Genomic DNA, 20,167 nt, shown 5'->3' with positions numbered 1-20,167 from the left:
TCCCGGCAAGGGCGGCGGCTGTCTCGTAGGCTGCGGCTGCGTCCGCCGTGCGACCCAGCCGATGGTGCCGTGGCGTGCTGCCGCGTCTCACCCTCTACATGAACGGCGACCGCCCGGATCGACACACCGGGAGCTTCGCTCCGACCTGCGTTCGCTACGGCCGGCGTCGGGGCTTGCCGCGCTTGCCCGCCTTGGGGCCGCCGGAACCGCTGCGTGGATTCTTGCCTGCTGCTTTGCCCGTCGACCTGCCTGCCGCCTTGCCGGCGGTCGGCTTGCTCCCTGCCGGCTTGCCCGCGGCGGGCTTCCGCCGCGCGCCGCCGCCCGCATCCGGGCGCTTGTCCTTCGGCTGCTCAGCGGCAGCGGCCTGGGAGCGGCCCCGTGAGCTGTTGACCGTCCGTCCGCGGACGATGCCGATGAAGTCCTCCACCAGGTCGGTGGTCTCGTCCTCCGGCCAGGACAGCGCGACGCGCGACTCGGGGGCGTCGATCACCGGACGGTAGGTGAGGTCCTTGCGGTGGTGAAGGCGCGCGAGCGATTGCGGGACGACGAGGAGGCCCACACCGGCCGCCACCAGCTCGATGGCGTCCGCCGTCGTGGCCGGGCGTTCGTTCGCGGGCCGTCCCGGAAGGCGCTCCCAGTCGAGGGTGTCGTCGAGGGGGTGGAGCACGATGTCGTCGGCAAGATCAGCTGCGGAGACCTCGTCGACCGCCGCGACCACGTGATCCTTCGGGACCACGACGACCGTCGTCTCGGTGTAGAGGGGGATCGCGCTGAAGTCCGTACGGTCGATCGGCAGCCGGAGGAAACCTGCGTCCGCGCCGCCGCTGCGCAGCACCTCGGTGGCTTCGGCGGCGGACACCGAGACCAGCTTCAGGGGGATGTCGGGCAGCCGCTCGTTCCAGATCCGCACCCACTTGGTCGGCGTCACGCCCGGAACATAGGCCAGCCGGAACGAAGGGGGTACTTCCGAGCCTGTCACGCCGCCAGGTTACCGGTCGTGGTCGGAGGTGGCGCACACGCTCGATACTCTTGACACCATGACGTCGCACCAGACCACCCAGACAATGAAGCCCGCGACCGCGGCGAAGAAGCTGGGTGTGTACCTCGAGGCCACCCCCGCCGAGTTCCAGGAGGGCGTCGTCTCGCGCGCCGAGCTGAGTGCGCTCCAGGCCGACCCGCCCGAGTGGCTCCAGGAACTCCGCCGCAACGGCCCGCACCCCCGGCCGGTCGTCGCGGCGAAGCTGGGCATCTCCATCTCGGGCCTCGCCCGTGGCGGAGTGACGGAGCCCCTCACCACCGATCAGATCGAGGAGCTCAAGGCGGAGTGCCCCGGGTGGCTGCGCCAGGAGCGTGCCACACAGGCCGAGGTGCGCAAGGAAGCGGTGCGGATCAAGGAGAAGAAGGCCGCACGAGCCGACCAGCCCGACCAGCCGCGTCCCTGACCCCAGAATCAGGATCCAGCCGCACAGGCTGCAAGCCGTACAAGCAGGCACAGGAGACCCCCGCCGTCCGTTCCGGACCCGGGGGTTTCGCGCGCTCACGGGCCGCTGGTGTGATCACTGGCCGGTGAAGTGTGGTGACCGTCATCGCGACCGTCCCTGCGTGCGCGCGCTCGACGACCCCGGCTTCAAGCCCTCGAAGCTCGTCGGCGACCTCATCCGTCAGACACACGCCCGCATCACGGCCGAGACCGAGCTGCTCACGCGGCTCCGCCGGATCGATGCCGCGGACCCCGCCGACTGGGAGGACATCCTCCAAGTCGTCGGGCTCTTCCAGGCATTGGGATCGAAGAGCGCCCATGCGCGCCAGCGTGCGGCCCTTTCCTCGGTCGACGAGGTTCCGGTGCCGTTGGAGGCCCTGGTCGAGGCGGCACTGAGCGAGACGGAGCCGAACGTCGCCGGAGCCCTGCGTTGGGCGCTGGCACGATCGGGCGACGGCGGCGCGGTACTGCTGGCGGAGGGCCTCGGCTCACCGGTGGCCGCGGTGCGGGAACGGGCCGTTCAGTCCCTCGCCGAGCTGCCAGGTGGTGAGGCTACCGCGCAGCTGCGGGACGCTCTCGTGAACCCCGACCCCGTGGTCCGCGGGTATGCGGCTCTGGCGCTCGGGACACGCGGAGTGGCCGATGCGCTCCCGACGCTCATCGACATGATCGTGGAGGGTTGGAACGACACCGATGCGGCCGACGCGCTGAGCGTGCTGGCGCGCGACACCGCGACGGCGGATCAGATCGCGACCGAGCTCGTCGACCGCCTCGCCGCCCACGGCACCGCTGAAGCGCCTGCGCGCGGACGGCTGACCCAGGCGCTGGCGGCCGTCCCGGGGCCGACGGCGTCGCGTGCGCTCCTGGAGCTGTCGCACGACGAGGACCGTGCCATTGCGCTGACAGCGGCGTACCTTCTCCAATTGGGCGACGCACGGTGACGGATCTCTCCTGGGGTGCCGCATAGGCGGCCCGCCAGACAGTCGGTCCCGGAGCCCTTTGGCGCCCGAGTCGGCCCGGCGGAGGTCGTCGTCGGCCCGCCGATGGGATGGGCGCAATCCGGGCCGCTGAGGCGCAGCCGACAATCGGCGGCCGCCCCGAGCACTCATTGCATAAAACTGCGAAGCTGCGTATAGTCATGCCATCGATGAGGAGGACACTCGATGACGGTACGAGCAGCAGTAGCAGGAGCGAGCGGGTATGCGGGCGGGGAGCTGCTCCGTCTGCTTCTGGCCCACCCGCAGGTCGAGGTCGGTGCCCTGACCGGCAACTCCAACGCCGGTCAGCCGCTCGGCGGGCTGCAGCCGCACCTGCTGCCGCTGGCAGCCCGCGTGCTCCAGCCGACGACCACCGAGGTGCTCGCCGGTCACGACGTCGTGTTCCTCGCGCTCCCGCACGGGCAGTCCGCCGCCGTCGCTGAGCAGCTCGGTGACGACGTGCTCGTCATCGACATGGGCGCCGACTTCCGGCTGAAGGACGCGGCCGACTGGGAGAGCTTCTACGGCTCCGAGCACGCCGGCACCTGGCCCTACGGCCTGCCAGAACTGCCGGGTGCCCGCGCCGCGCTGGAGGGGTCCAAGCGTGTCGCGGTGCCCGGTTGCTATCCCACCGCCGTCTCGCTCGCGCTGTTCCCCGCCTATCAGGCCGGCATCGCCGAGCCCGAGGCCGTGATCACCGCCGCGACCGGAACCTCCGGGGCCGGCAAGGCGCTCAAGCCGCATCTGCTCGGCTCGGAGGTCATGGGCTCCATGAGCCCCTACGGCGTCGGCGGGGGCCACCGCCACACGCCCGAGATGATCCAGAACCTGAGCGCGGTCGCGGGGGAGCGGGTGAGTGTCTCCTTCACCCCCACCCTCGCGCCCATGGCCCGCGGTATCCTCGCCACCTGCTCCGTCAAGGCGAAGCCGGGCACGACCGCGCACGACGTACGCGCCGCGTACGAGAAGGCGCTGGCCGACGAGGAGTTCGTGCATTTGCTGCCGGAGGGCCAGTGGCCCGCCACCGCCTCCGTCTACGGTTCGAACGCCGTCCAGATCCAGGTCGCGTACGACGAGAACGCCGGCCGCGTCATCGCGATCAGCGCCATCGACAACCTCACGAAGGGCACCGCCGGCGGCGCGGTGCAGAGCATGAACATCGCCCTCGGACTCCCCGAGAGCACCGGTCTTTCCACGATGGGAGTTGCGCCGTGAGCGTGACCGCAGCGAAGGGATTCACGGCAGCGGGCATCGCCGCCGGAATCAAGGCGAACGGCAACCCGGACCTGGCCCTCGTGGTCAACGAGGGGCCCCGCCGCGCCGCCGCGGGCGTCTTCACCTCCAACCGCGTCAAGGCCGCCCCCGTCCTGTGGACCGAGCAGGTCCTGAAGGGCGGCGAGGTCACCGCCGTACTCCTCAACTCCGGTGGCGCCAACGCCTGTACGGGCCCCAAGGGCTTCCAGGACACCCATGCCTCGGCCGAGAAGGTCGCGGACGTCCTCGGCCACAGCGCGGGCGAGGTGGCCGTCGCGTCCACCGGCCTGATCGGCGTGCTGCTCCCCATGGACAAGCTGATCCCCGGCATCGAGCAGGCCGCCGCCCAGCTCTCCGAGCACGGCGGCGAGAAGGCCGCCATCGCCATCAAGACCACCGACACGGTCCACAAGACCGCGGTCGCGCAGGGGCAGGGCTGGACCGTCGGCGGCATGGCCAAGGGCGCGGGAATGCTCGCCCCCGGCCTCGCCACCATGCTCGTCGTCCTCACCACCGACGCCGACCTCGACCACACCGCCCTCGACTCGGCCCTGCGCGGCGCCACGCGGCAGACCTTCGACCGGGTCGACTCCGATGGCTGCATGTCCACCAACGACACGGTGCTGCTGCTCGCCTCCGGCGCGAGTTGCGTCGTCCCGGCGCACGACGAGTTCGCCGAAGCCGTGCGGGCCGTCTGCGACGACCTCGCCCGGCAGCTGATCGGTGACGCTGAGGGCGCCAGCAAGGACATCCGCATCGAGGTGATCAACGCGGCCACGGAGGACGACGCCGTCGAGGTCGGCCGCTCCATCGCCCGTAACAACCTCCTCAAGTGCGCCATCCACGGCGAGGACCCCAACTGGGGCCGGGTGCTGTCCGCGATCGGCACCACCAGTGCCGCCTTCGAGCCCGACCAGCTGAACGTCGCCATCAACGACATCTGGGTCTGCAAGAACGGCTCCGTCGGCGAGGATCGCGACCTCGTCGACATGCGCTTCCGCGAGGTCAGGATCACCGCCGACCTCGCGGCCGGGCCCGAGTCCGCCGTCATCTGGGCCAACGACCTCACAGCCGACTACGTCCACGAGAACAGCGCGTACAGCTCATGAGCACTTCCCAGAGTCCGACCCGGAAGCACACCGCCCTGCCCAAGGCCCAGACCCTCATCGAGGCGCTGCCCTGGCTGACCCGCCACAACGGCAAGATCGTCGTCATCAAGTTCGGCGGCAACGCCATGATCGACGAAGAGCTGAAGGCCGCCTTCGCCCAGGACGTCGTCTTCCTGCGCCACGCCGGCCTCAAGCCGGTCGTCGTGCACGGCGGCGGCCCGCAGATCTCCGCCGCGCTCGACCGCCACGGCCTGGTGAGCGAGTTCAAGGCGGGCCTGCGCGTCACCACCCCTGAGGCGATGGACGTCGTACGGATGGTGCTCGCCGGGCAGGTCCAGCGCGAGCTGGTCGGGCTGCTCAACCAGCACGGGCCCTTCGCCGTCGGCATGACCGGAGAGGACGCCCACACCATCACCGCGACCAAGCACCAGCCGCAGATCGACGGAGAGCTCGTCGACATCGGCCGGGTCGGCGAGATCACCGAGATCGACGCCGGCGCCATCGAAGCGCTGCTCGCCGACGGCCGGATCCCGGTCATCTCCTCGATCGCCCGCTCACAGGACGACGGACATGTCTACAACGTCAATGCTGATACGGCGGCTGCGGCACTCGCTGCGGCGTTGGGCGCCGAGACGCTGATGGTCCTCACCGATGTCGAGGGCCTCTACGAGGACTGGCCCCACAGCGACGAGGTGATCAGCCGGCTCACCGCCACCCAGCTGGAGAAGCTGCTGCCGGACCTCTCCAGCGGCATGGTCCCCAAGATGGAGGGCTGCCTGCATGCCGTACGCAACGGGGTCAACACCGCCCGCGTGATCGACGGACGTGTGCAGCGCTCGATCCTGCTGGAGATCTTCACCGACGAGGGCATCGGCACCATGGTCGTGCCCGACGGACAGGGGGAAGCATGAGCGGCAACGGCAACGAGCAGCTCGCCCAGCGGTGGCAGAGCGCCATGACCGACAACTACGGCACACCGAAGCTGTCCCTCGTCCGCGGCGAGGGCGCCAAGGTCTGGGACGCGGACGGCACGGAGTACATCGACTTCGTCGGCGGCATCGCGGTCAACGCGCTGGGCCACGCCCACCCCGCCGTCGTCGAGGCGGTCACCCGCCAGATCTCCTCCCTCGGACACGTCTCCAACCTGTACGTCGCCGAGCCGCCCGTCGCGCTCGCCGAGCGGCTGCTCCAGCTCTTCGGCCGCACCGGCCGTGTCTACTTCGCGAACTCAGGCGCAGAGGCCAACGAAGCCGCCTTCAAGGTCGGGCGGCTGACGGGTCGTCACCACATGGTCGCCACCACCGGCGGTTTCCACGGCAGGACCATGGGTGCCCTGGCGCTCACCGGGCAGCCGGCCAAGCAGGGCCCGTTCCTGCCGCTGCCCTCGGACGTCACGCACGTCGCGTACGGCGACGTCGAGGCGCTGCGGGAGGCGGTCACCGAGGACACCGCGTTCGTGATCATCGAGCCGATCCAGGGTGAGAACGGCGTTGTCGTGCCGCCCAAGGGCTATCTCGAGGCCGCGCGCGCGATCACCCGGGCCACGGGCACGCTGCTGGTGCTCGACGAGGTGCAGACGGGCATCGGGCGGACAGGGCACTGGTTCGAGTACCAGGCCCACCAGGGCGTCGAGCCGGACATCGTCACCCTCGCCAAGGGGCTCGGCGGCGGCCTGCCCATCGGCGCCACCGTCGTCTTCGGCGAGGCGGCCGACCTGCTCAAGCCCGGCCACCACGGCTCGACGTTCGGCGGCAATCCCGTCGCCTGCGCCGCCGGACTCGCCGTTCTCGACACCCTTGCCGCCGACGGCGTACTCGACTCGGTCAAGCGGCTCGGCGAGAAACTCCGCGAGTCGATCGAGGGCCTCGATCATCCGCTTGTCTCCCACGTCCGCGGCAGCGGCCTGCTGCTGGGTATCGTGCTCACCGAGCCCCTCGCACCCAGGGTGCAGCAGGCGGCTCAGGATGCCGGCTTCCTGGTGAACGCTCCCGCGTCCGATGTCGTACGGCTCATGCCGGCGCTGACCATCGGCGACGCAGAGGTGGACGCCCTGCTCCGGGCGCTGCCCGGCATCCTCGAGGCGAGCAGCGGGGAAGGACGATCCGGAGAATGAGACGACGATGACAGAGGCGCGGTACCCCGAACACGCTGAGCACGGCGGCCCCGCCGTACCGCAGACCCGCACGGCCCGCCACCGCCGGATCGTGGACATCCTCAACCGGCAACCGGTGCGTTCCCAGAGCCAGTTGGCGAAGCTCCTCGCGGACAACGGGCTGAACGTCACCCAGGCGACGCTCTCCCGCGACCTCGACGAACTGGGCGCGGTGAAGATCCGCAACACCGGCGGCGAGCTGATCTACGCGGTGCCCAGCGAGGGCGGCTTCCGCACCCCGCAGGCGCCGCTCGGCGAGTCGGCGAAGGAGGAGCGTATGCGGCGCCTCTCCAGCGAGCTCCTGATCTCGGCGGAGGCCTCGGCCAACCTCGTGGTCCTGCGCACGCCGCCGGGGGCGGCCCAGTTCCTGGCCTCGGCCATCGACCAGGCCGAGCTGCACGACATCCTGGGCACGATCGCGGGCGACGACACGCTGATGCTGATCAGCCGCGACCCCGCTGGTGGCCAGGCGCTGGCGGACCACTTGCTGCGACTGGCGCAGAACGGGCGGTAGACGGCGGGGTTCCGTCTTCGGGGCTCTCCCACGGCCCGGCGGCCGTGGGAGACGGCGTCCCGCTCAGGCCGTGCGCGCCGGCAGCGGCAACGGCAGCGCCGGGAGCCCGTCCAGGCTCACCCCCACGTGCTCCTTCTTCTCGCAGTACGCCGCGAACTCCTCCTCCGACTTCCGCCCGAAGTGTTCCGCGTGCTGGGTCCGCTCCTCCCGGTAGTCCATGAAGGGCACCGCGAAACCGCACACCTGACTGATGCGCCGGGCGTGAACGACGATGATCGCCCGGGCTGCCGGACCGTCGGCCTTCTCGAAGAGGCCGATCAGTTCGGCCCAGCGGGCGTCGTCCCGGAAGACCGCCTCGCCCTGGCCGTGGACGCGCACCACCTGCGGGGGCCCGGAGAAGGCGCACCACATCAGTGTGATGCGTCCGTTGCCCTCTTCGCGGACATGCGCGATGGTTTCGGCACCGCTGCCGCCGAAGTCGAGGTAGGCGAGCGTCATGTCGTCGACGACGGCCAGCGTGCCGCTGCGGCCCTTGGGCGACAGGTTGACGTGCCCGTCCCCGGTCAGCGGCGCGGTAGCGGTGAAGAACACCGGCTGCGCTTCGATGAAATCGCGCAGGCGGCCTTCGATGCGTTCATACGTTTTCCCCATGGCCTGATTATCGGCCATGGGTTGGAGTCACCGGGTGAGACCGAGACGGGTGCGCATCATGGTCATCACGTAATCGCTGAACAGGTGCGTGCATTGCCTGAGCAGCCGGTCCACCTCCCCGTCGCCCAGCGGGACTTCGTCCATCCAGCGACGGAGTTGCACGGCGGACTCCGCGTTCCGACGCAGGTCTCGATCGGGGTCGTCGAGTACCGAGACCGCCGCGCGGAACTCCCGGAATCCGCCCTGGGCACGCATCAGACGGAAAGCGGCCCGGCGGGTGTGGGCCGACCGACACCCCCTGCGACCAGGGCTTTTCCACGTGGATTGACAAAGCATACGGAGGACTGCATAGTTATACCCATCAGCGTTTGCACCGTAAGGAGAAACCCGTGACCGAGCGCGTCGTACTCGCCTACTCGGGCGGCCTGGACACCTCCGTCGCCATCGGATGGATCGCCGAGGAGACGGGCGCCGAGGTCATCGCCGTTGCCGTGGATGTCGGCCAGGGCGGCGAGGACCTGGACGTCATCCGCAAGCGCGCGCTCGCCTGCGGTGCGGTGGAGGCCGAGGTCGCCGACGCCAAGGACGAGTTCGCCGAGGAGTACTGCCTCCCCGCGATCAAGGCCAACGCCCTCTACATGGACCGCTACCCGCTGGTCTCCGCGCTCTCCCGGCCGACGATCGTCAAGCACCTCGTCGCCGCCGCCAAGAAGCACGGCGCCACCACCGTCGCCCACGGCTGCACCGGCAAGGGCAACGACCAGGTGCGGTTCGAGGCCGGCATCGTCGCCCTCGCCCCCGAGCTGAAGTGCATCGCCCCGGTCCGTGACTACGCGATGACCCGGGACAAGGCGATCGCCTTCTGCGAGGAGAAGCAGCTCCCGATCGCCACCACCAAGAAGTCGCCGTACTCGATCGACCAGAACGTCTTCGGTCGGGCCGTCGAGACCGGCTTCCTGGAGGACATCTGGAACGCGCCGATCGAGGACATCTACGAGTACACCTCGAACCCGGCGGAGGCCCGCGAGGCCGACGAGGTCGTCATCTCCTTCAAGGCGGGCGTCCCGGTCGCCATCGACGGCAAGCCCGTCACCGTCCTGCAGGCCATCCAGCAGCTCAACGAGCGGGCCGGCGCCCAGGGCATCGGCCGGATCGACATGGTCGAGGACCGGCTCGTCGGGATCAAGTCCCGCGAGGTCTACGAGGCCCCGGGCGCGATCGCTCTGATCACCGCCCACCAGGAGCTGGAGAACGTCACCGTCGAGCGTGAACTCGCCCGGTACAAGCGGCAGGTCGAGCAGCGCTGGGGCGAGCTGGTCTACGACGGCCTGTGGTTCTCCCCGCTCAAGCGCGCCCTGGACGGCTTCATCAACGAGGCCAACCAGCACGTCACCGGCGACATCCGGATGACCCTGCACGGCGGCCGGGCCGTCGTCACCGGCCGGAAGTCGGACGAGTCGCTGTACGACTTCAACCTCGCCACCTACGACTCGGGCGACACCTTCGACCAGTCCAAGGCGCAGGGCTTCATCGAGATCTTCGGCCTCTCGCAGAAGATCGCCGCCAAGCGGGACCTCGCGTAACCCGCATCCGTTGTACAGACCGCCTCCCCGCACCGTCCCGGCACGGGGAGGCGGTGGCACATCCGAACCCTTCCAGGAGCTTGAACTGTGAGCAGCAACAACGGTGACGTCCGGCTCTGGGGCGGCCGCTTCGCCGACGGGCCCGCGGAGGCCCTGGCGAAGCTGTCCGCGTCGGTGCACTTCGACTGGCGTCTCGCGCCGTACGACATCGCCGGCTCCCGCGCCCACGCCCGCGTCCTCAACAAGGCGGGGCTGCTCACCGAGGACGAGCTGACGCGCATGCTGGCCGGCCTCGACCAGCTCGAAGGGGACGTGGCATCCGGCGACTTCACCGGCACCATCGCCGACGAGGACGTCCACACCGCCCTCGAGCGCGGCCTGCTCGAGAGGCTCGGCCCCGACCTCGGCGGCAAGCTCCGCGCCGGCCGGTCCCGCAACGACCAGGTCGCCACCTTGTTCCGGATGTACCTGCGCGACCACGCCCGGATCATCGGCGCTCTCGTCGCCGACCTCCAGGACGCCCTCGTCGGCCTCGCCGAGGCACACCCCGACGTCGCCATGCCGGGACGTACGCACCTCCAACACGCGCAGCCCGTGCTCTTCGCCCACCACGTACTCGCGCACGTCCAGTCGCTGTCACGGGACGCCGAACGGCTGCGTCAGTGGGACACCCGGACCGCCGTCTCCCCGTACGGCTCCGGCGCGCTCGCCGGCTCCTCGCTCGGGCTCGACCCGGAGGCGGTCGCCGCCGACCTCGGCTTCGAGCGCGGCTCCGTGGGCAACTCGATCGACGGCACGGCCTCCCGTGACTTCGTCGCCGAGTTCGCGTTCATCACCGCCATGATCGGCGTGAACCTGTCGAGGATCGCCGAGGAGATCATCATCTGGAACACGAAGGAGTTCTCCTTCGTGACTCTCCACGACGCCTTCTCCACCGGCTCCTCGATCATGCCGCAGAAGAAGAACCCGGACATCGCGGAGCTGGCGCGCGGCAAGTCCGGCCGGCTCATCGGCAATCTGACCGGCCTGCTGGCGACGCTGAAGGCCCTCCCGCTCGCCTACAACCGCGACCTGCAGGAGGACAAGGAGCCGGTCTTCGACTCCTGCGACCAACTCGAGGTGCTGCTCCCGGCGTTCACCGGGATGATGGCCACGCTCACGGTCAACCGCGAGCGGATGGAGGAGCTCGCCCCGGCCGGCTTCTCGCTCGCGACGGACATCGCCGAGTGGCTGGTCAAGCAGGGCGTGCCGTTCCGAGTGGCGCACGAGGTCGCGGGCGAGTGCGTCAAGGAGTGCGAGCAGCAGGGCATCGAGCTGGACCAGCTCACGGACGAGCAGTTCGCGAAGATCTCCCCGCACCTCACGCCCGAGGTCCGCACCGTCCTGAACGTCCCCGGAGCCCTGGCCTCCCGCAACGGCCGGGGCGGCACGGCGCCCTCGGCGGTGGCCGCCCAGCTCAACGAGGTCAAGGCCGACCTGGTGATACAGCACGCCTGGGCGGACGCCAAGAAGTAGCCGCTGCCCTCAGATCGCCGCCGCCCAGTCCGCGAGCGCGACGAAGTTGGTTCGGTCAACCCGATCCGTTCGTCGACGCGCAGCAGCAGGGCGGCGGCGATGTGGTTCTGCCCCACGTACTCGTGGTCGAACTGCGTGATGTCGTCATCAATCCGGGCGATCGGGTCGGTCCACTGTCCCATCCCATGGGAAGTGAGCTGTCGACAACGGTGGCCACCAGAGCAACGCAGATCCTGCGAGACGCGCTGAGGCAACTCAACGCGCAGCGGCGTCGGTGAGGATCGCCTGAAGCCTTGCTCGGCATTCGGCGACGAAGGCGGGGAAGGAGTGCTGGTAGTAGGAGATCCCGCTGACGCCCACCGCGATCGCCCAGGCGCGGGCGCGGGCCCAGGTCGAATCGTCGAGGTTCAAGGCATCCCAGTAGGCGTGTCGTGCTTGGGCAGGCAGGTCCCAGAGTGTGGAGTGCTCGGCGTCGGGAAAGCCGACCGAGAGTCCTCCGAAGTCGATGACTGCGTGGAGCCTGCCTTCCCGGACCAAGAGGTTGGTCGGCTTGAGGTCGCCGCGAAGCCACACGTGAGGTCCGGAGGGCACGGGCAGTGCGAGCGCGGCTCGCCACAACTGCTCCAGAGTGTCGACGTCGAGCTCAGAACCCACTATGGTCCGGCAATCTTCAAGACATCTGCTGATCCACTGGTCACATGGCCCCAGGCTGCCTCCGCGGTACCAGCTGAGGCCTTCTGCGCGAGACGCTCCCATGAGGCCGATGCCGTGGAGTTCCCGCACGACCGCCGCCAGGTCCGTTCCGAAGGAGGCCCAGTCCCGGACGGTGTCCGGGCCGGCTTCGTCACCGTCGATCCAGCGGTAGACCGACCAGACCAAGGGAAAGGCGTCGGTGGGTGTTCCGGCATGGACGAGCGCGGGAATCGGACATGCCAGGAGAGGCGCCAGGCGAGGAAGCCATTCCTGCTCTTTCCGTACGGACTGTCCCTTGTCGGCGGTTCGCGGAAGCCGCACGAGAAGGTCATCGCCCAGCCGATACATGGTGTTGTCGGTGCCCGCGCCCGCGGGCGACAACGGCAGGTCACTCCACTGTGGGCGCTGTGCCTTGAGCAACGATCGGATCAGCATCTCGTCGACTGGGATCTCATTCTCGTGAAGCGTCACGGCGGAAGTCTCACCGCTGGATGGAACCGGAAGCCAGTGACTTTCCATGACGCGCCCGGCAGGAGGCCGAGCAGGCCACCGAGCGAACTCGATGAGATCGTGGCTCAGCGCCGTCGAGCTTCAGCAACAGAGGGCGTGAGAGAAGACAGTCGCTTCGACCCCGACCAAGCCGCCTCCCCGCACGGCTGCTGCAGAAAGTCGAGCAGTTCTTCGACGAGTGCGACGACAGCACCGAAGACGCTCTGTCCACCGAACCAGCCGCGTCACGAACGCCTAAGCGAAGTATCGGCCCAGTTCACAGCCAATCCGGTCGGATCCAAGGTCGGTAAAGCGGCGTACTGGAGGATGTACTGCGTCTTCCAGAAGGTCCCGTGCGGCGCCCGTCCGTGCATCTGCGGCCAGTCGATGAACGGCGGTTCCGGCAGCCTCAGCTGCGGGCCTGTCCAGTCGTTCGCCTCGTCCTTCCATGTCCTGGCCCACACCAGCTCGTAGCGCTCGGCGAGCGCCAGCAACTCGGCGCCGTGTGCGGGGTTGAGCCGCACCCGCAGCGGCTTGCCGTCCGTCCAGCCCTGCACCTGTACGTGCAGGACCGCTGGTTCGGCAACGTCGTGCTCGCTGTCGTGAGTCTCGTGCTGCTGCTCCAGGGTGCCCTGGAGCTCGGCGTGCTGTCCGCGGGAAGAGCCGGCAGCGAGGCGGTGGCGACGGAGAAGGGCGGCCGCACTCCTGTCGCCTACTTCGGGATCGCTCCGGAATGGGTGTGCGCCCATCCCATCGGCAAGGCTGCGGGGATACCCGTCGAGGGCGGCGAGTTCGTTCCCTCGCGCCCCTACCTCAAGGTGGGCGATGCGGGCGGGACCGTCGTCCTGTGGGACGCCGGTCGGCAGCAGGCGCTGAAGTTGGCCAAGGGCAGGCTGCGCATCGTCCCGGACGACAGACGCCCCGCCTCGTGCGGACAGAGCACCAGGGGCTCGGATACGCCTCTGCGCCGGACCACTTGGACCGCCCGGTCCCGGCCCCGTCCCATGCCCGGGTCCCCTGGGAGGAGGACGTACGGCGTCACGCCGCGGAAGGCGACCGGTGGCAACCGTGCGCGGTGCCGGATCCCTTCGAGGCCGTACTGGTTGGTCCGCGCAGCCTGTGGTCTGAAACGCCTTCTGGCGCCCATACCACGCAATTGATCACTGCTGCAAGCTCTCTTTTTCTCGGCGTGGCTGGTTATGATCGGCACCCCAACGTCCCACCGAAGCCGGACCGGCCGTTCCCCCAGTCCCTCCCCAGGGCTGGGCCTGGCCCGGTTGCGGGCCTCGCCCACTTCCCCCGCTCCCGAGGATTGATGTCTCCCATAGAACCCGAAGGGGCACCAGGCCGGTCGACGGTTCGTCGGCGCCGTACCCTGCGCCTGCGGACGCTGCTCATCTGGCTGGCGGTGGTCCCCACCGTGGCGATGGGTGCCCAAACCGTCGTTACCGCGGACGGGTTGCTGGACCATGCGCAGCACCTGCGCGCCGACGTGGTGGCCGGTGAGCGGATCGGCGTCCCCCTGTACGAGCTCATGGTCGAGATGCAGGCCGAGCGGACGATGACCGCAGCGCTGTGGGCGGGCTCTTCCGTGCCCGAGGAGGACCTGCGGAAGCGGCGTGCCGCCACGGACCGGGCCGCCGCCGAGTTCCGCCGGTCGTCGTCCACCGGTGGGGCGAGTTCGGAGCAGGCTGACCGTCGCCTCCTGGAGGTGCGGGAAGGCCTCGACGACCTGGATGCCTACCGCGAACGCGCGGACGCCCGCAGCGGCAACGCCGACAGTACGATCGCCTACTACACCGGCGTCATCAGCCAGATGGTCCGCTTCTACCAGGACGAGTTCAGCCACACGGAAGACGGCGGGCTCACCCAGGAAGGCCGCGTGGTCGTCGCCATGTTCTCGGCCGCCGAGATGGTGGCGCAGCAGGACACGATCCTCGCGCAGGCCGGGCCGTCCAGGGAGCTGACCACCTCCAGGTTCGCCGACATCGCCAACGCCATCGGCGCCCACAGGTACCTGTACGACATGTGGATCGTGCCGTATCTGTCTGCCGAGGAGAACGAGCTCTACGCGCAGATGGCCCACTCGGACGCGTGGCGGACCAAGACCCGCATCGAGGACGAGGTCATCGCCGAGCACACGGACACCCGATTCGGCGTGAAGCTGCCGAGGGACGTCAGCGGCTGGCCGGCAGCGCGCGACAAGTGGGCGCCACAGTTGGACACGCTGAACGCCACGCGGGCGCGGGGGCTGCTCGCGCAGGCCGACGCCAAGGCGTCGGAGCTCGAGGCAAAGGTCACCTGGCTGATCACGGCGAGCGGTGGCGCGCTGCTGCTTGTCGCTGCCGTCGTCGTGTTCATCACGCGCTCGGTGCTGCGCCGCCTGCACCGTCTGCACGAACGCACGGTGACCATTGCCGAGCACACGCTGCCGGACGTCGTCGACCGCCTGCAGCGGGGGCAGCTCGTCGCAGCCGACACGCTGCCCACGGTCTGCGGAGACCGGGACGAAGTCGGACGTATCAGCGACGCGTTCGCCCGTGTCGTCGCCGTATCCGTCGATGGGCACAGGACACTCGCGGACGAGCGACACGGCTTCGGCATGTTCGCCGCGGGCATCGCCTCACGCACGGGAAACCTGGTCAGCCGCCAGTTGAGCCTCACCGAGGACCTCCAGGACACCTTCGGCCACGACGAAGCGCTCCTTGCCCAGTTGATGCGATCCGACCAGTTGACGGTGGGCATGCGGCGGCAGATCGAGAACCTGCTCATCCTGGCGGGCGGTGAGATCCCCGACCCGCACACCGAGCCCATGCGCGTCGCCGACCTGCTGCGCGAGGCCGCCGCGGAGGTCGAGGACTTCCGTCGGATCGAGAGGCAGGCCCTGGACGAGATCAGCGTGGAACCGCGTGTGATCAGCCAGATCAGCCACCTCCTGGCGGAGCTGCTCGACAACGCCACCCGATTCTCCCCGCCGAGGTCGAAGGTCGTCATCCGGGCCGACCTGGTGGCCGACGGTCTGTCGGTCGAGATCGAGGACCGCGGTCCGCGAGTGACCCCCGCGAGCTACGACGAGATGAACAGGCGGCTCCACTCGGCCCCGCCGTACGCCGTCCTGGCGGAGAACGCACACCGGCTGGGTCTCTTCGTCGTCGGCCACCTCGCCGAGCAACTCCAGGCCACGGTCACGCTGCGCAGGTCGGTGTACGGCGGGACGTCGGCCATAGTGATCATTCCCAAGGAGCTACTCGTGCCGACCGAGCGGGAACAGCCACGCAAGGCGCTGCGGCCCGTCCCCCCTCAGCCCGTCGCCGCCGAGCCTGTCGCCGCTGAGCCTGTCCCCGCACCGCGCCGCCTCGATGAACGCAAGCCCGAGCTGGTCCTGCATTCCCGGGCCGGTCTGCCGAGCCGTCGGAGGCATGAGCGGTTGCAGGAGAGCACGCTCCCGGCGCGGCCCGTGGCGTCGGACGGCGACTCGCGGCCCTCCCTGCCCGAGCGTGTCCCGCAGACCCACATCGCCGAGCAACTGCGCGAGCCACGCGCATCGGAATCTGTGGTCGGTCAGAACGCGGCGACACCTGAAGAGGTGGCTGACGCATGGGCGGACTACGAACACGGAACCCAGACAGTGGAACAAGAGCTTCGACAGGATCGGCCATGACGACGACATCGAACGACATGATCTACAGCATCCTGGACAACAATCTGAGCAGGATCGCCGGTGTCCAGGGAGCCGTGCTCCTGTCCAATGACGGGATCAAGCTCAGCGCGTACCTGCTGGACCGGCCACAGGCGGAGCGCATAGCCGCGGCGTCTTCCGGAATCGCGGCCACGATGAAGGCGATATCCAGGGAGATCGACGGTGGTCGGGTGATCCGCCAGCTGGTCGAAATGGACGACAGGTATCTCTGCATCGTCGGGTGCGGGGAGGGCAGCACGCTCATCGTCGTGACCTCCCGCAAGGCACGGCTCGGGGAGTTGGGCGGCGAGGCGGTGCGGACCGCGCAGGCGCTCGGTGAGTGGCTGGGCACACCTGAGCGCAGCCAGGCGTCCACGTCGTAATGCCGGACGATCCGCAGCCCGGAAGCCGCCGCCGGACACGGCTGTACGCATTGACCGATGGCCGTACAGCCGCTCCGCACACCGTCCTGACCATGGACACCACGATCACGGCGGCAGTCGCCGCGGACGCCCACGGTGGCCTGCCCACGGAGTGGCAGGCCATCCTCTCCATGTGCCCGGCGCCGGACGGTCGGGCGGTCGCCGAGATCGCGGCCCGGATGCACATGCGCCTCACTCCGATGACGGTCCTGCTCGGCGAACTCGCGGACCGCGGGCTGATCCACCACCGGCCGCCGCTGGCGGAGGCCGAGACCACCAACGTCCACCTGCTCATGAGAATCAGGGACAGCCTTGCCCGAATATGAATCCCCTGCCCAGGAAGCGGCCCCCGTCAAGGTCCTGATCGCCGGGGGGTTCGGCGTCGGCAAGACGACGCTGGTCGAGACGGTCTCCGAGATCGAGCCGCTGCGCACGGAGGAGCGACTGACGGCCGCGGGTGTCGGTGTGGACGACCTCGACGGCATCGAGTCCAAGACGGTGACCACCGTCGCGATGGACTTCGGCCGTATCACCCTCACCGACGCCGGAGTCGTCCTCTATCTGTTCGGTACGCCCGGCCAGGAGCGCTTCTGGTTCATGTGGGACGACCTGCTGAACGGGGCTCTCGGAGCGATCGTGCTGGTCGACACCCGGCGCCTGGACCGCAGCTTCCCGGCTGTCGACTTCTTCGAGAACCGCGGGCTTCCGTTCGTGGTCGGCGCGAACTGCTTCAACGGCGAGCAGCTGTACACGCCGGAGGAGATCGGGGCGGCGCTGCATCTGCGTGACCCGAACACGCCCATCCTCCTGCTCGACGCCCGCTCCCGTCAGGACGCCCTCGGCGCCCTGCTCTCGCTCCTCGACATGCTCATCGCCAAGGCGAAGACCTCTGCGTCCGTCTGAAGGAGGAAGCTGCCGCGCATCCCTGTTGACGCATCAGCGCTGGCACGTGCCCATCGGCGTGCTGCTGTCCCGGCCCGAGCGGCCCGGTCACGCGTGGGGAAATCACCGGCCGGTACATCCGTGACACTCAGGACCCGACGGCATCAGCCGTCGGCGCGCGGCGGGCCGAGTGCGCCGCCTGTGAGGCCGTCGCCTGCCAGGGACGCTGTCCGGCTGCTGAGTTCGCTCAACTCGCGTACCTGCACGGTGCCGGGTACGGACGCGCCGCGATGTCCGGCGACAGTGTCGGTGCTGCCGGAAGGACGCGCTCCCGCACCCCCCTCCACGTGCCATGCCGCTGCTTCCTCACGCACCCGCCCCAGTAGCCCACCCCCACCCGCGCGTACGAGGCCCACCCCGCCCCGGGGGTGGGCCTTTCGCGTTCACCCGCCCGCGGCCGGGGGCCGGAGCGCCCCGTGCCCCCGGTCTGACGGGCGGCACGACTGCGGCTGGGTGTTCGCCGACGAAAGCGGCCGACGCCGGTGGTGGAGCCTCGGGACATGCCGCCAGGAGACGTCGACGTACTGAATGAGACATTGACGTCTCACGTGGGTTATGATTGTCTCATGGCCATGGATCGAGATCACGTGCTCCGCGCAGCAGCTGCCCTCCTCGCCCGAAAGTCGACCGCCACCATGGACGAGGTCGCCCGGGCTGCGGGCATCGGCCGCGCCACCCTGCACCGGCACTTCGCCGGCCGGGACGCGCTGGTCAGGGCGCTCGAGCAGCTCGGCATCCAGGAGTTCGAAGCGGCGCTCGACCGCGCCCGGCTCGAAGAGGGCGGCTCGGACGACGGACTGCGACGGCTGATCGCCGAGACGGAACCGTCTGCCCACCTGCTGGCCTTCCTCTACACCGAGAACCAGCTCTTCGAAGGCGACGAGGTCAACGAGGGCTGGGCCCGCCTCGACGCCCGGGTCTGCGACCTGTTCCGGCGCGGTCAGGAACAGGGTGAATTCCGCATCGATCTGACACCGGCCTGGCTGACGGAGGCGCTCTACGCCCTCATCGGCTCCTGTGCCTGGGCCGTGATGGACGGCCGGGTCGCCCAGAAGGACTTCCAGTACATGACCGCCGAGCTCCTGCTCGGCGGAGCGCAACGGAGAGTGGAGAAATGAGCAGCACCGTCCAGCACACGACCGGGACGGACGAGGCCCTGTACCGCCCCGGCCGCTGGCTGGCGCTCGCGGTCCTGGTCCTCGCCGTTCTGCTGGTGGCCGTGGACGCCACCGTCCTCGGCCTCGCGACCCCCTTCCTCAGTGAGGACCTCAAGCCGACCGGAACGCAGCTGCTCTGGATCGGCGACGTCTACTCGTTCGTCATCGCGGGCCTGCTGGTCTCCATGGGCAGCCTCGGCGACCGCATCGGCCGCAAGAAGTTGCTGCTGAGCGGCGCCGTCGTGTTCGGCGCGGTCTCCGTGCTCAACGCGTACGCCACCACTCCCGAGATGATGATCCTCGCGCGGGCGCTCCTCGGCGTCGCGGGTGCGACGCTGATGCCGTCCACGCTGGCGCTGATTCGCAACATCTTCCACGACTCGCGGGAACGCAGCCTCGCCATCGGCATCTGGGGTGCCGTGGCGTCCGCCGGCGCGGCCGTCGGGCCCGTCGTCGGCGGGTTCCTGCTGGAGCACTTCTGGTGGGGCTCGGTCTTCCTGATCAACCTGCCCGTGATGGCGGTACTGGTTGTCGTCGGCATCAAGCTCCTGCCCGAGTCGAAGAACCCGGTCACCGGCCCGTGGGACCTGATCAGCGTCGTCCTGTCCCTCGTCGGTATGGTCGCGGTCGTCTACGCGATCAAGGAGGCCGCAAGCCACGGTCCGGGCTGGGAAGCCGGCGCCGCGGCGCTCATCGGCATCGCCGGACTCTACGGGTTCGTCCGCCGGCAGCTCACGCTCGAAACGCCGCTGCTCGACATGCGGCTGTTCAAGCACCGGGGCTTCTCCGGTGCGGTGCTTGCGGATCTGCTGACCATCCTGGGCCTGTCCGGCCTGGTGTTCTTCCTGTCCCAGTTCCTGCAACTGGTCCAGGGCCGCGAGCCGCTCGAGGCGGGCCTCGCCGAACTGCCCGCCGCGATCGGCGCGGTAGCCACGGGCCTCGTGGCCGGCAAGGTCGCACGCCGCTTCTCCGTGCGGTCCGTGGTGGCCGTCGGCCTCGCCGCCGTCGGACTCGCCCTCGCCGTGCTGACCCTGCTCGACAGCTCGACCGGCTATCCGTTGCTCGGAGCCGCGCTGCTCATCGTCGGTGCGGGCGCCGGGTTCTCGTTCACGGTCACCGCGGACGTGATCCTCTCCAGCGTTCCCAAGGAGCAGGCCGGAGCGGCGTCAGCGGTGTCGGAGACCGCGTACGAATTGGGTGCGGCGCTCGGCATCGCACTGCTGGGCTCGATCGTGACCGGCGTCTACCGGGACTTCACCACCCCTGAAGGCACCCCGGCGGGCATCGCGGTCGCCGCGCACGAATCACTGGGCGGCGCGGTCGAGGCATCGACGGCCCTGCCGCCGCACCAGGCCCACGCACTGGTGGGCGCGGCTCAGGAAGCCTTCGTCGACGGCCTCCGCCTGGCGGCGGGCGCGGGGGCGGTGGTGCTGCTGGTGACTGCGGCGGCTGCGTGGTTCCTGCTGCGGGGCCAGAAGCTGGCCGACGGCATCGAACACTGACGGGTCACGTGTAGTCAGCCCCGCCGGGGGCACCTCCCACGGCCGCCA

20 protein-coding genes are annotated in these 20,167 nt (G+C 69.5%); 15 read left to right on the top strand and 5 right to left on the bottom strand.

The genetic code is table 11. From position 1 onward, the window contains the following. Window positions 1-154: 154 nt before the first annotated feature. Complete coding sequence (locus ACIQ7Q_RS28870) at window positions 155-979, bottom strand: LysR substrate-binding domain-containing protein (protein ID WP_403868243.1); 825 nt, start codon at window positions 977-979, stop codon at window positions 155-157. 58 nt (window positions 980-1,037) lie between these two features. Between ACIQ7Q_RS28870 and ACIQ7Q_RS28865 the strand changes: the two genes are divergently transcribed. The 7 genes from ACIQ7Q_RS28865 (at window position 1,038) to ACIQ7Q_RS28835 (ending at window position 7,486) form a co-directional block, all read left to right on the top strand. Next, window positions 1,038-1,442 (top strand): DUF5997 family protein, encoded by a 405-nt coding sequence (locus ACIQ7Q_RS28865; protein WP_403868240.1) that lies wholly within the window; start codon window positions 1,038-1,040, stop codon window positions 1,440-1,442. Window positions 1,443-1,602: 160 nt separating this feature from the next. Then, window positions 1,603-2,421, top strand: a complete 819-nt coding sequence (locus tag ACIQ7Q_RS28860; protein WP_403868237.1) for a HEAT repeat domain-containing protein — start codon at window positions 1,603-1,605, stop codon at window positions 2,419-2,421. 222 nt (window positions 2,422-2,643) lie between these two features. Continuing rightward, a complete protein-coding gene (gene argC, locus ACIQ7Q_RS28855; protein WP_403868234.1) occupies window positions 2,644-3,672 on the top strand; it encodes an N-acetyl-gamma-glutamyl-phosphate reductase in 1,029 nt (342 codons plus the stop codon). Beyond that, window positions 3,669-4,820 carry a bifunctional glutamate N-acetyltransferase/amino-acid acetyltransferase ArgJ gene (argJ, locus tag ACIQ7Q_RS28850; protein WP_403868231.1) on the top strand — a complete coding sequence of 384 codons (1,152 nt, stop codon included), beginning with the start codon at window positions 3,669-3,671 and terminating at the stop codon, window positions 4,818-4,820. The genes argC and argJ overlap by 4 nt, the downstream gene beginning before the upstream one ends. Beyond that, entirely contained in the window at window positions 4,817-5,731 is a 915-nt protein-coding gene (argB, locus tag ACIQ7Q_RS28845; protein ID WP_403868229.1) for an acetylglutamate kinase, read from the top strand. Before argJ ends, argB begins: the two co-directional genes overlap by 4 nt. Continuing rightward, window positions 5,728-6,933, top strand: coding sequence for an acetylornithine transaminase (locus tag ACIQ7Q_RS28840; RefSeq protein WP_403868226.1), 1,206 nt, complete (start codon window positions 5,728-5,730; stop codon window positions 6,931-6,933). Before argB ends, ACIQ7Q_RS28840 begins: the two co-directional genes overlap by 4 nt. Before the next feature lie 7 nt (window positions 6,934-6,940). After that, entirely contained in the window at window positions 6,941-7,486 is a 546-nt protein-coding gene (locus ACIQ7Q_RS28835; protein WP_356632605.1) for an arginine repressor, read from the top strand. A gap of 63 nt (window positions 7,487-7,549) precedes the next feature. On the opposite strand, the gene ACIQ7Q_RS28830 is transcribed toward ACIQ7Q_RS28835, so the two are convergent. Beyond that, the gene (locus ACIQ7Q_RS28830) at window positions 7,550-8,137 is read right to left on the bottom strand and encodes a pyridoxamine 5'-phosphate oxidase family protein (protein WP_403868224.1); all 588 of its coding nucleotides are present in this window, start codon (window positions 8,135-8,137) and stop codon (window positions 7,550-7,552) included. A 27-nt stretch (window positions 8,138-8,164) separates the two neighbouring features. Continuing rightward, window positions 8,165-8,392 (bottom strand): hypothetical protein, encoded by a 228-nt coding sequence (locus tag ACIQ7Q_RS28825; RefSeq protein WP_403868221.1) that lies wholly within the window; start codon window positions 8,390-8,392, stop codon window positions 8,165-8,167. Between the two features lie 134 nt (window positions 8,393-8,526). On the opposite strand from ACIQ7Q_RS28825, the gene ACIQ7Q_RS28820 reads away from it, so the two are divergent. Together ACIQ7Q_RS28820 and argH are read left to right on the top strand one after the other, a co-directional pair. Beyond that, window positions 8,527-9,720: an argininosuccinate synthase gene (locus tag ACIQ7Q_RS28820; RefSeq protein WP_356632609.1), complete on the top strand. Its 1,194-nt coding sequence runs from the start codon at window positions 8,527-8,529 to the stop codon at window positions 9,718-9,720. Between the two features lie 87 nt (window positions 9,721-9,807). Then, on the top strand, window positions 9,808-11,235 hold the full coding sequence (argH, locus tag ACIQ7Q_RS28815; protein WP_403868218.1) for an argininosuccinate lyase: 1,428 nt from the start codon (window positions 9,808-9,810) through the stop codon (window positions 11,233-11,235). 255 nt (window positions 11,236-11,490) lie between these two features. On the opposite strand, the gene ACIQ7Q_RS28810 is transcribed toward argH, so the two are convergent. Next, window positions 11,491-12,399, bottom strand: a complete 909-nt coding sequence (locus ACIQ7Q_RS28810; protein WP_403868335.1) for an aminoglycoside phosphotransferase family protein — start codon at window positions 12,397-12,399, stop codon at window positions 11,491-11,493. A gap of 263 nt (window positions 12,400-12,662) precedes the next feature. Next, window positions 12,663-13,166 (bottom strand): hypothetical protein, encoded by a 504-nt coding sequence (locus ACIQ7Q_RS28805; protein WP_403868215.1) that lies wholly within the window; start codon window positions 13,164-13,166, stop codon window positions 12,663-12,665. A 566-nt stretch (window positions 13,167-13,732) separates the two neighbouring features. Between ACIQ7Q_RS28805 and ACIQ7Q_RS28800 the strand changes: the two genes are divergently transcribed. From ACIQ7Q_RS28800 to ACIQ7Q_RS28775, 6 genes are all read left to right on the top strand, one after another. Beyond that, a complete protein-coding gene (locus ACIQ7Q_RS28800; protein WP_403868212.1) occupies window positions 13,733-16,078 on the top strand; it encodes a nitrate- and nitrite sensing domain-containing protein in 2,346 nt (781 codons plus the stop codon). Further along, window positions 16,075-16,479 carry a roadblock/LC7 domain-containing protein gene (locus tag ACIQ7Q_RS28795; protein WP_398901778.1) on the top strand — a complete coding sequence of 135 codons (405 nt, stop codon included), beginning with the start codon at window positions 16,075-16,077 and terminating at the stop codon, window positions 16,477-16,479. The genes ACIQ7Q_RS28800 and ACIQ7Q_RS28795 overlap by 4 nt, the downstream gene beginning before the upstream one ends. Then, window positions 16,479-16,844 (top strand): DUF742 domain-containing protein, encoded by a 366-nt coding sequence (locus ACIQ7Q_RS28790; protein WP_403868208.1) that lies wholly within the window; start codon window positions 16,479-16,481, stop codon window positions 16,842-16,844. The genes ACIQ7Q_RS28795 and ACIQ7Q_RS28790 overlap by 1 nt, the downstream gene beginning before the upstream one ends. Then, on the top strand, window positions 16,831-17,421 hold the full coding sequence (locus ACIQ7Q_RS28785) for a GTP-binding protein (protein ID WP_403868205.1): 591 nt from the start codon (window positions 16,831-16,833) through the stop codon (window positions 17,419-17,421). The genes ACIQ7Q_RS28790 and ACIQ7Q_RS28785 overlap by 14 nt, the downstream gene beginning before the upstream one ends. A gap of 605 nt (window positions 17,422-18,026) precedes the next feature. After that, complete coding sequence (locus ACIQ7Q_RS28780) at window positions 18,027-18,578, top strand: TetR/AcrR family transcriptional regulator (protein ID WP_403868202.1); 552 nt, start codon at window positions 18,027-18,029, stop codon at window positions 18,576-18,578. Further along, a complete protein-coding gene (locus ACIQ7Q_RS28775; protein ID WP_403868200.1) occupies window positions 18,575-20,119 on the top strand; it encodes an MFS transporter in 1,545 nt (514 codons plus the stop codon). The genes ACIQ7Q_RS28780 and ACIQ7Q_RS28775 overlap by 4 nt, the downstream gene beginning before the upstream one ends. Window positions 20,120-20,167: the final 48 nt, after the last annotated feature.

The organism is Streptomyces sp. NPDC096176 (genome assembly GCF_044763255.1).
GTDB lineage: Bacteria > Actinomycetota > Actinomycetes > Streptomycetales > Streptomycetaceae > Streptomyces.
This window is presented reverse-complemented; position numbering and strand designations above follow the sequence as displayed.

Coding starts and splice junctions, on each gene's coding strand:
- ACIQ7Q_RS28865 (WP_403868240.1), top strand. CDS start 1,038: ATGACGTCGCACCAGACCACCCAGACAATGAAGCCCGCGACCGCGGCG.
- argC (WP_403868234.1), top strand. CDS start 2,644: ATGACGGTACGAGCAGCAGTAGCAGGAGCGAGCGGGTATGCGGGCGGG.
- argB (WP_403868229.1), top strand. CDS start 4,817: ATGAGCACTTCCCAGAGTCCGACCCGGAAGCACACCGCCCTGCCCAAG.
- ACIQ7Q_RS28840 (WP_403868226.1), top strand. CDS start 5,728: ATGAGCGGCAACGGCAACGAGCAGCTCGCCCAGCGGTGGCAGAGCGCC.
- ACIQ7Q_RS28835 (WP_356632605.1), top strand. CDS start 6,941: ATGACAGAGGCGCGGTACCCCGAACACGCTGAGCACGGCGGCCCCGCC.
- ACIQ7Q_RS28830 (WP_403868224.1), bottom strand. CDS start 8,137: ATGGGGAAAACGTATGAACGCATCGAAGGCCGCCTGCGCGATTTCATC.
- ACIQ7Q_RS28825 (WP_403868221.1), bottom strand. CDS start 8,392: ATGCGTGCCCAGGGCGGATTCCGGGAGTTCCGCGCGGCGGTCTCGGTA.
- ACIQ7Q_RS28805 (WP_403868215.1), bottom strand. CDS start 13,166: ATGGGCGCACACCCATTCCGGAGCGATCCCGAAGTAGGCGACAGGAGT.
- ACIQ7Q_RS28800 (WP_403868212.1), top strand. CDS start 13,733: ATGTCTCCCATAGAACCCGAAGGGGCACCAGGCCGGTCGACGGTTCGT.
- ACIQ7Q_RS28795 (WP_398901778.1), top strand. CDS start 16,075: ATGACGACGACATCGAACGACATGATCTACAGCATCCTGGACAACAAT.
- ACIQ7Q_RS28790 (WP_403868208.1), top strand. CDS start 16,479: ATGCCGGACGATCCGCAGCCCGGAAGCCGCCGCCGGACACGGCTGTAC.
- ACIQ7Q_RS28780 (WP_403868202.1), top strand. CDS start 18,027: ATGGCCATGGATCGAGATCACGTGCTCCGCGCAGCAGCTGCCCTCCTC.
- ACIQ7Q_RS28775 (WP_403868200.1), top strand. CDS start 18,575: ATGAGCAGCACCGTCCAGCACACGACCGGGACGGACGAGGCCCTGTAC.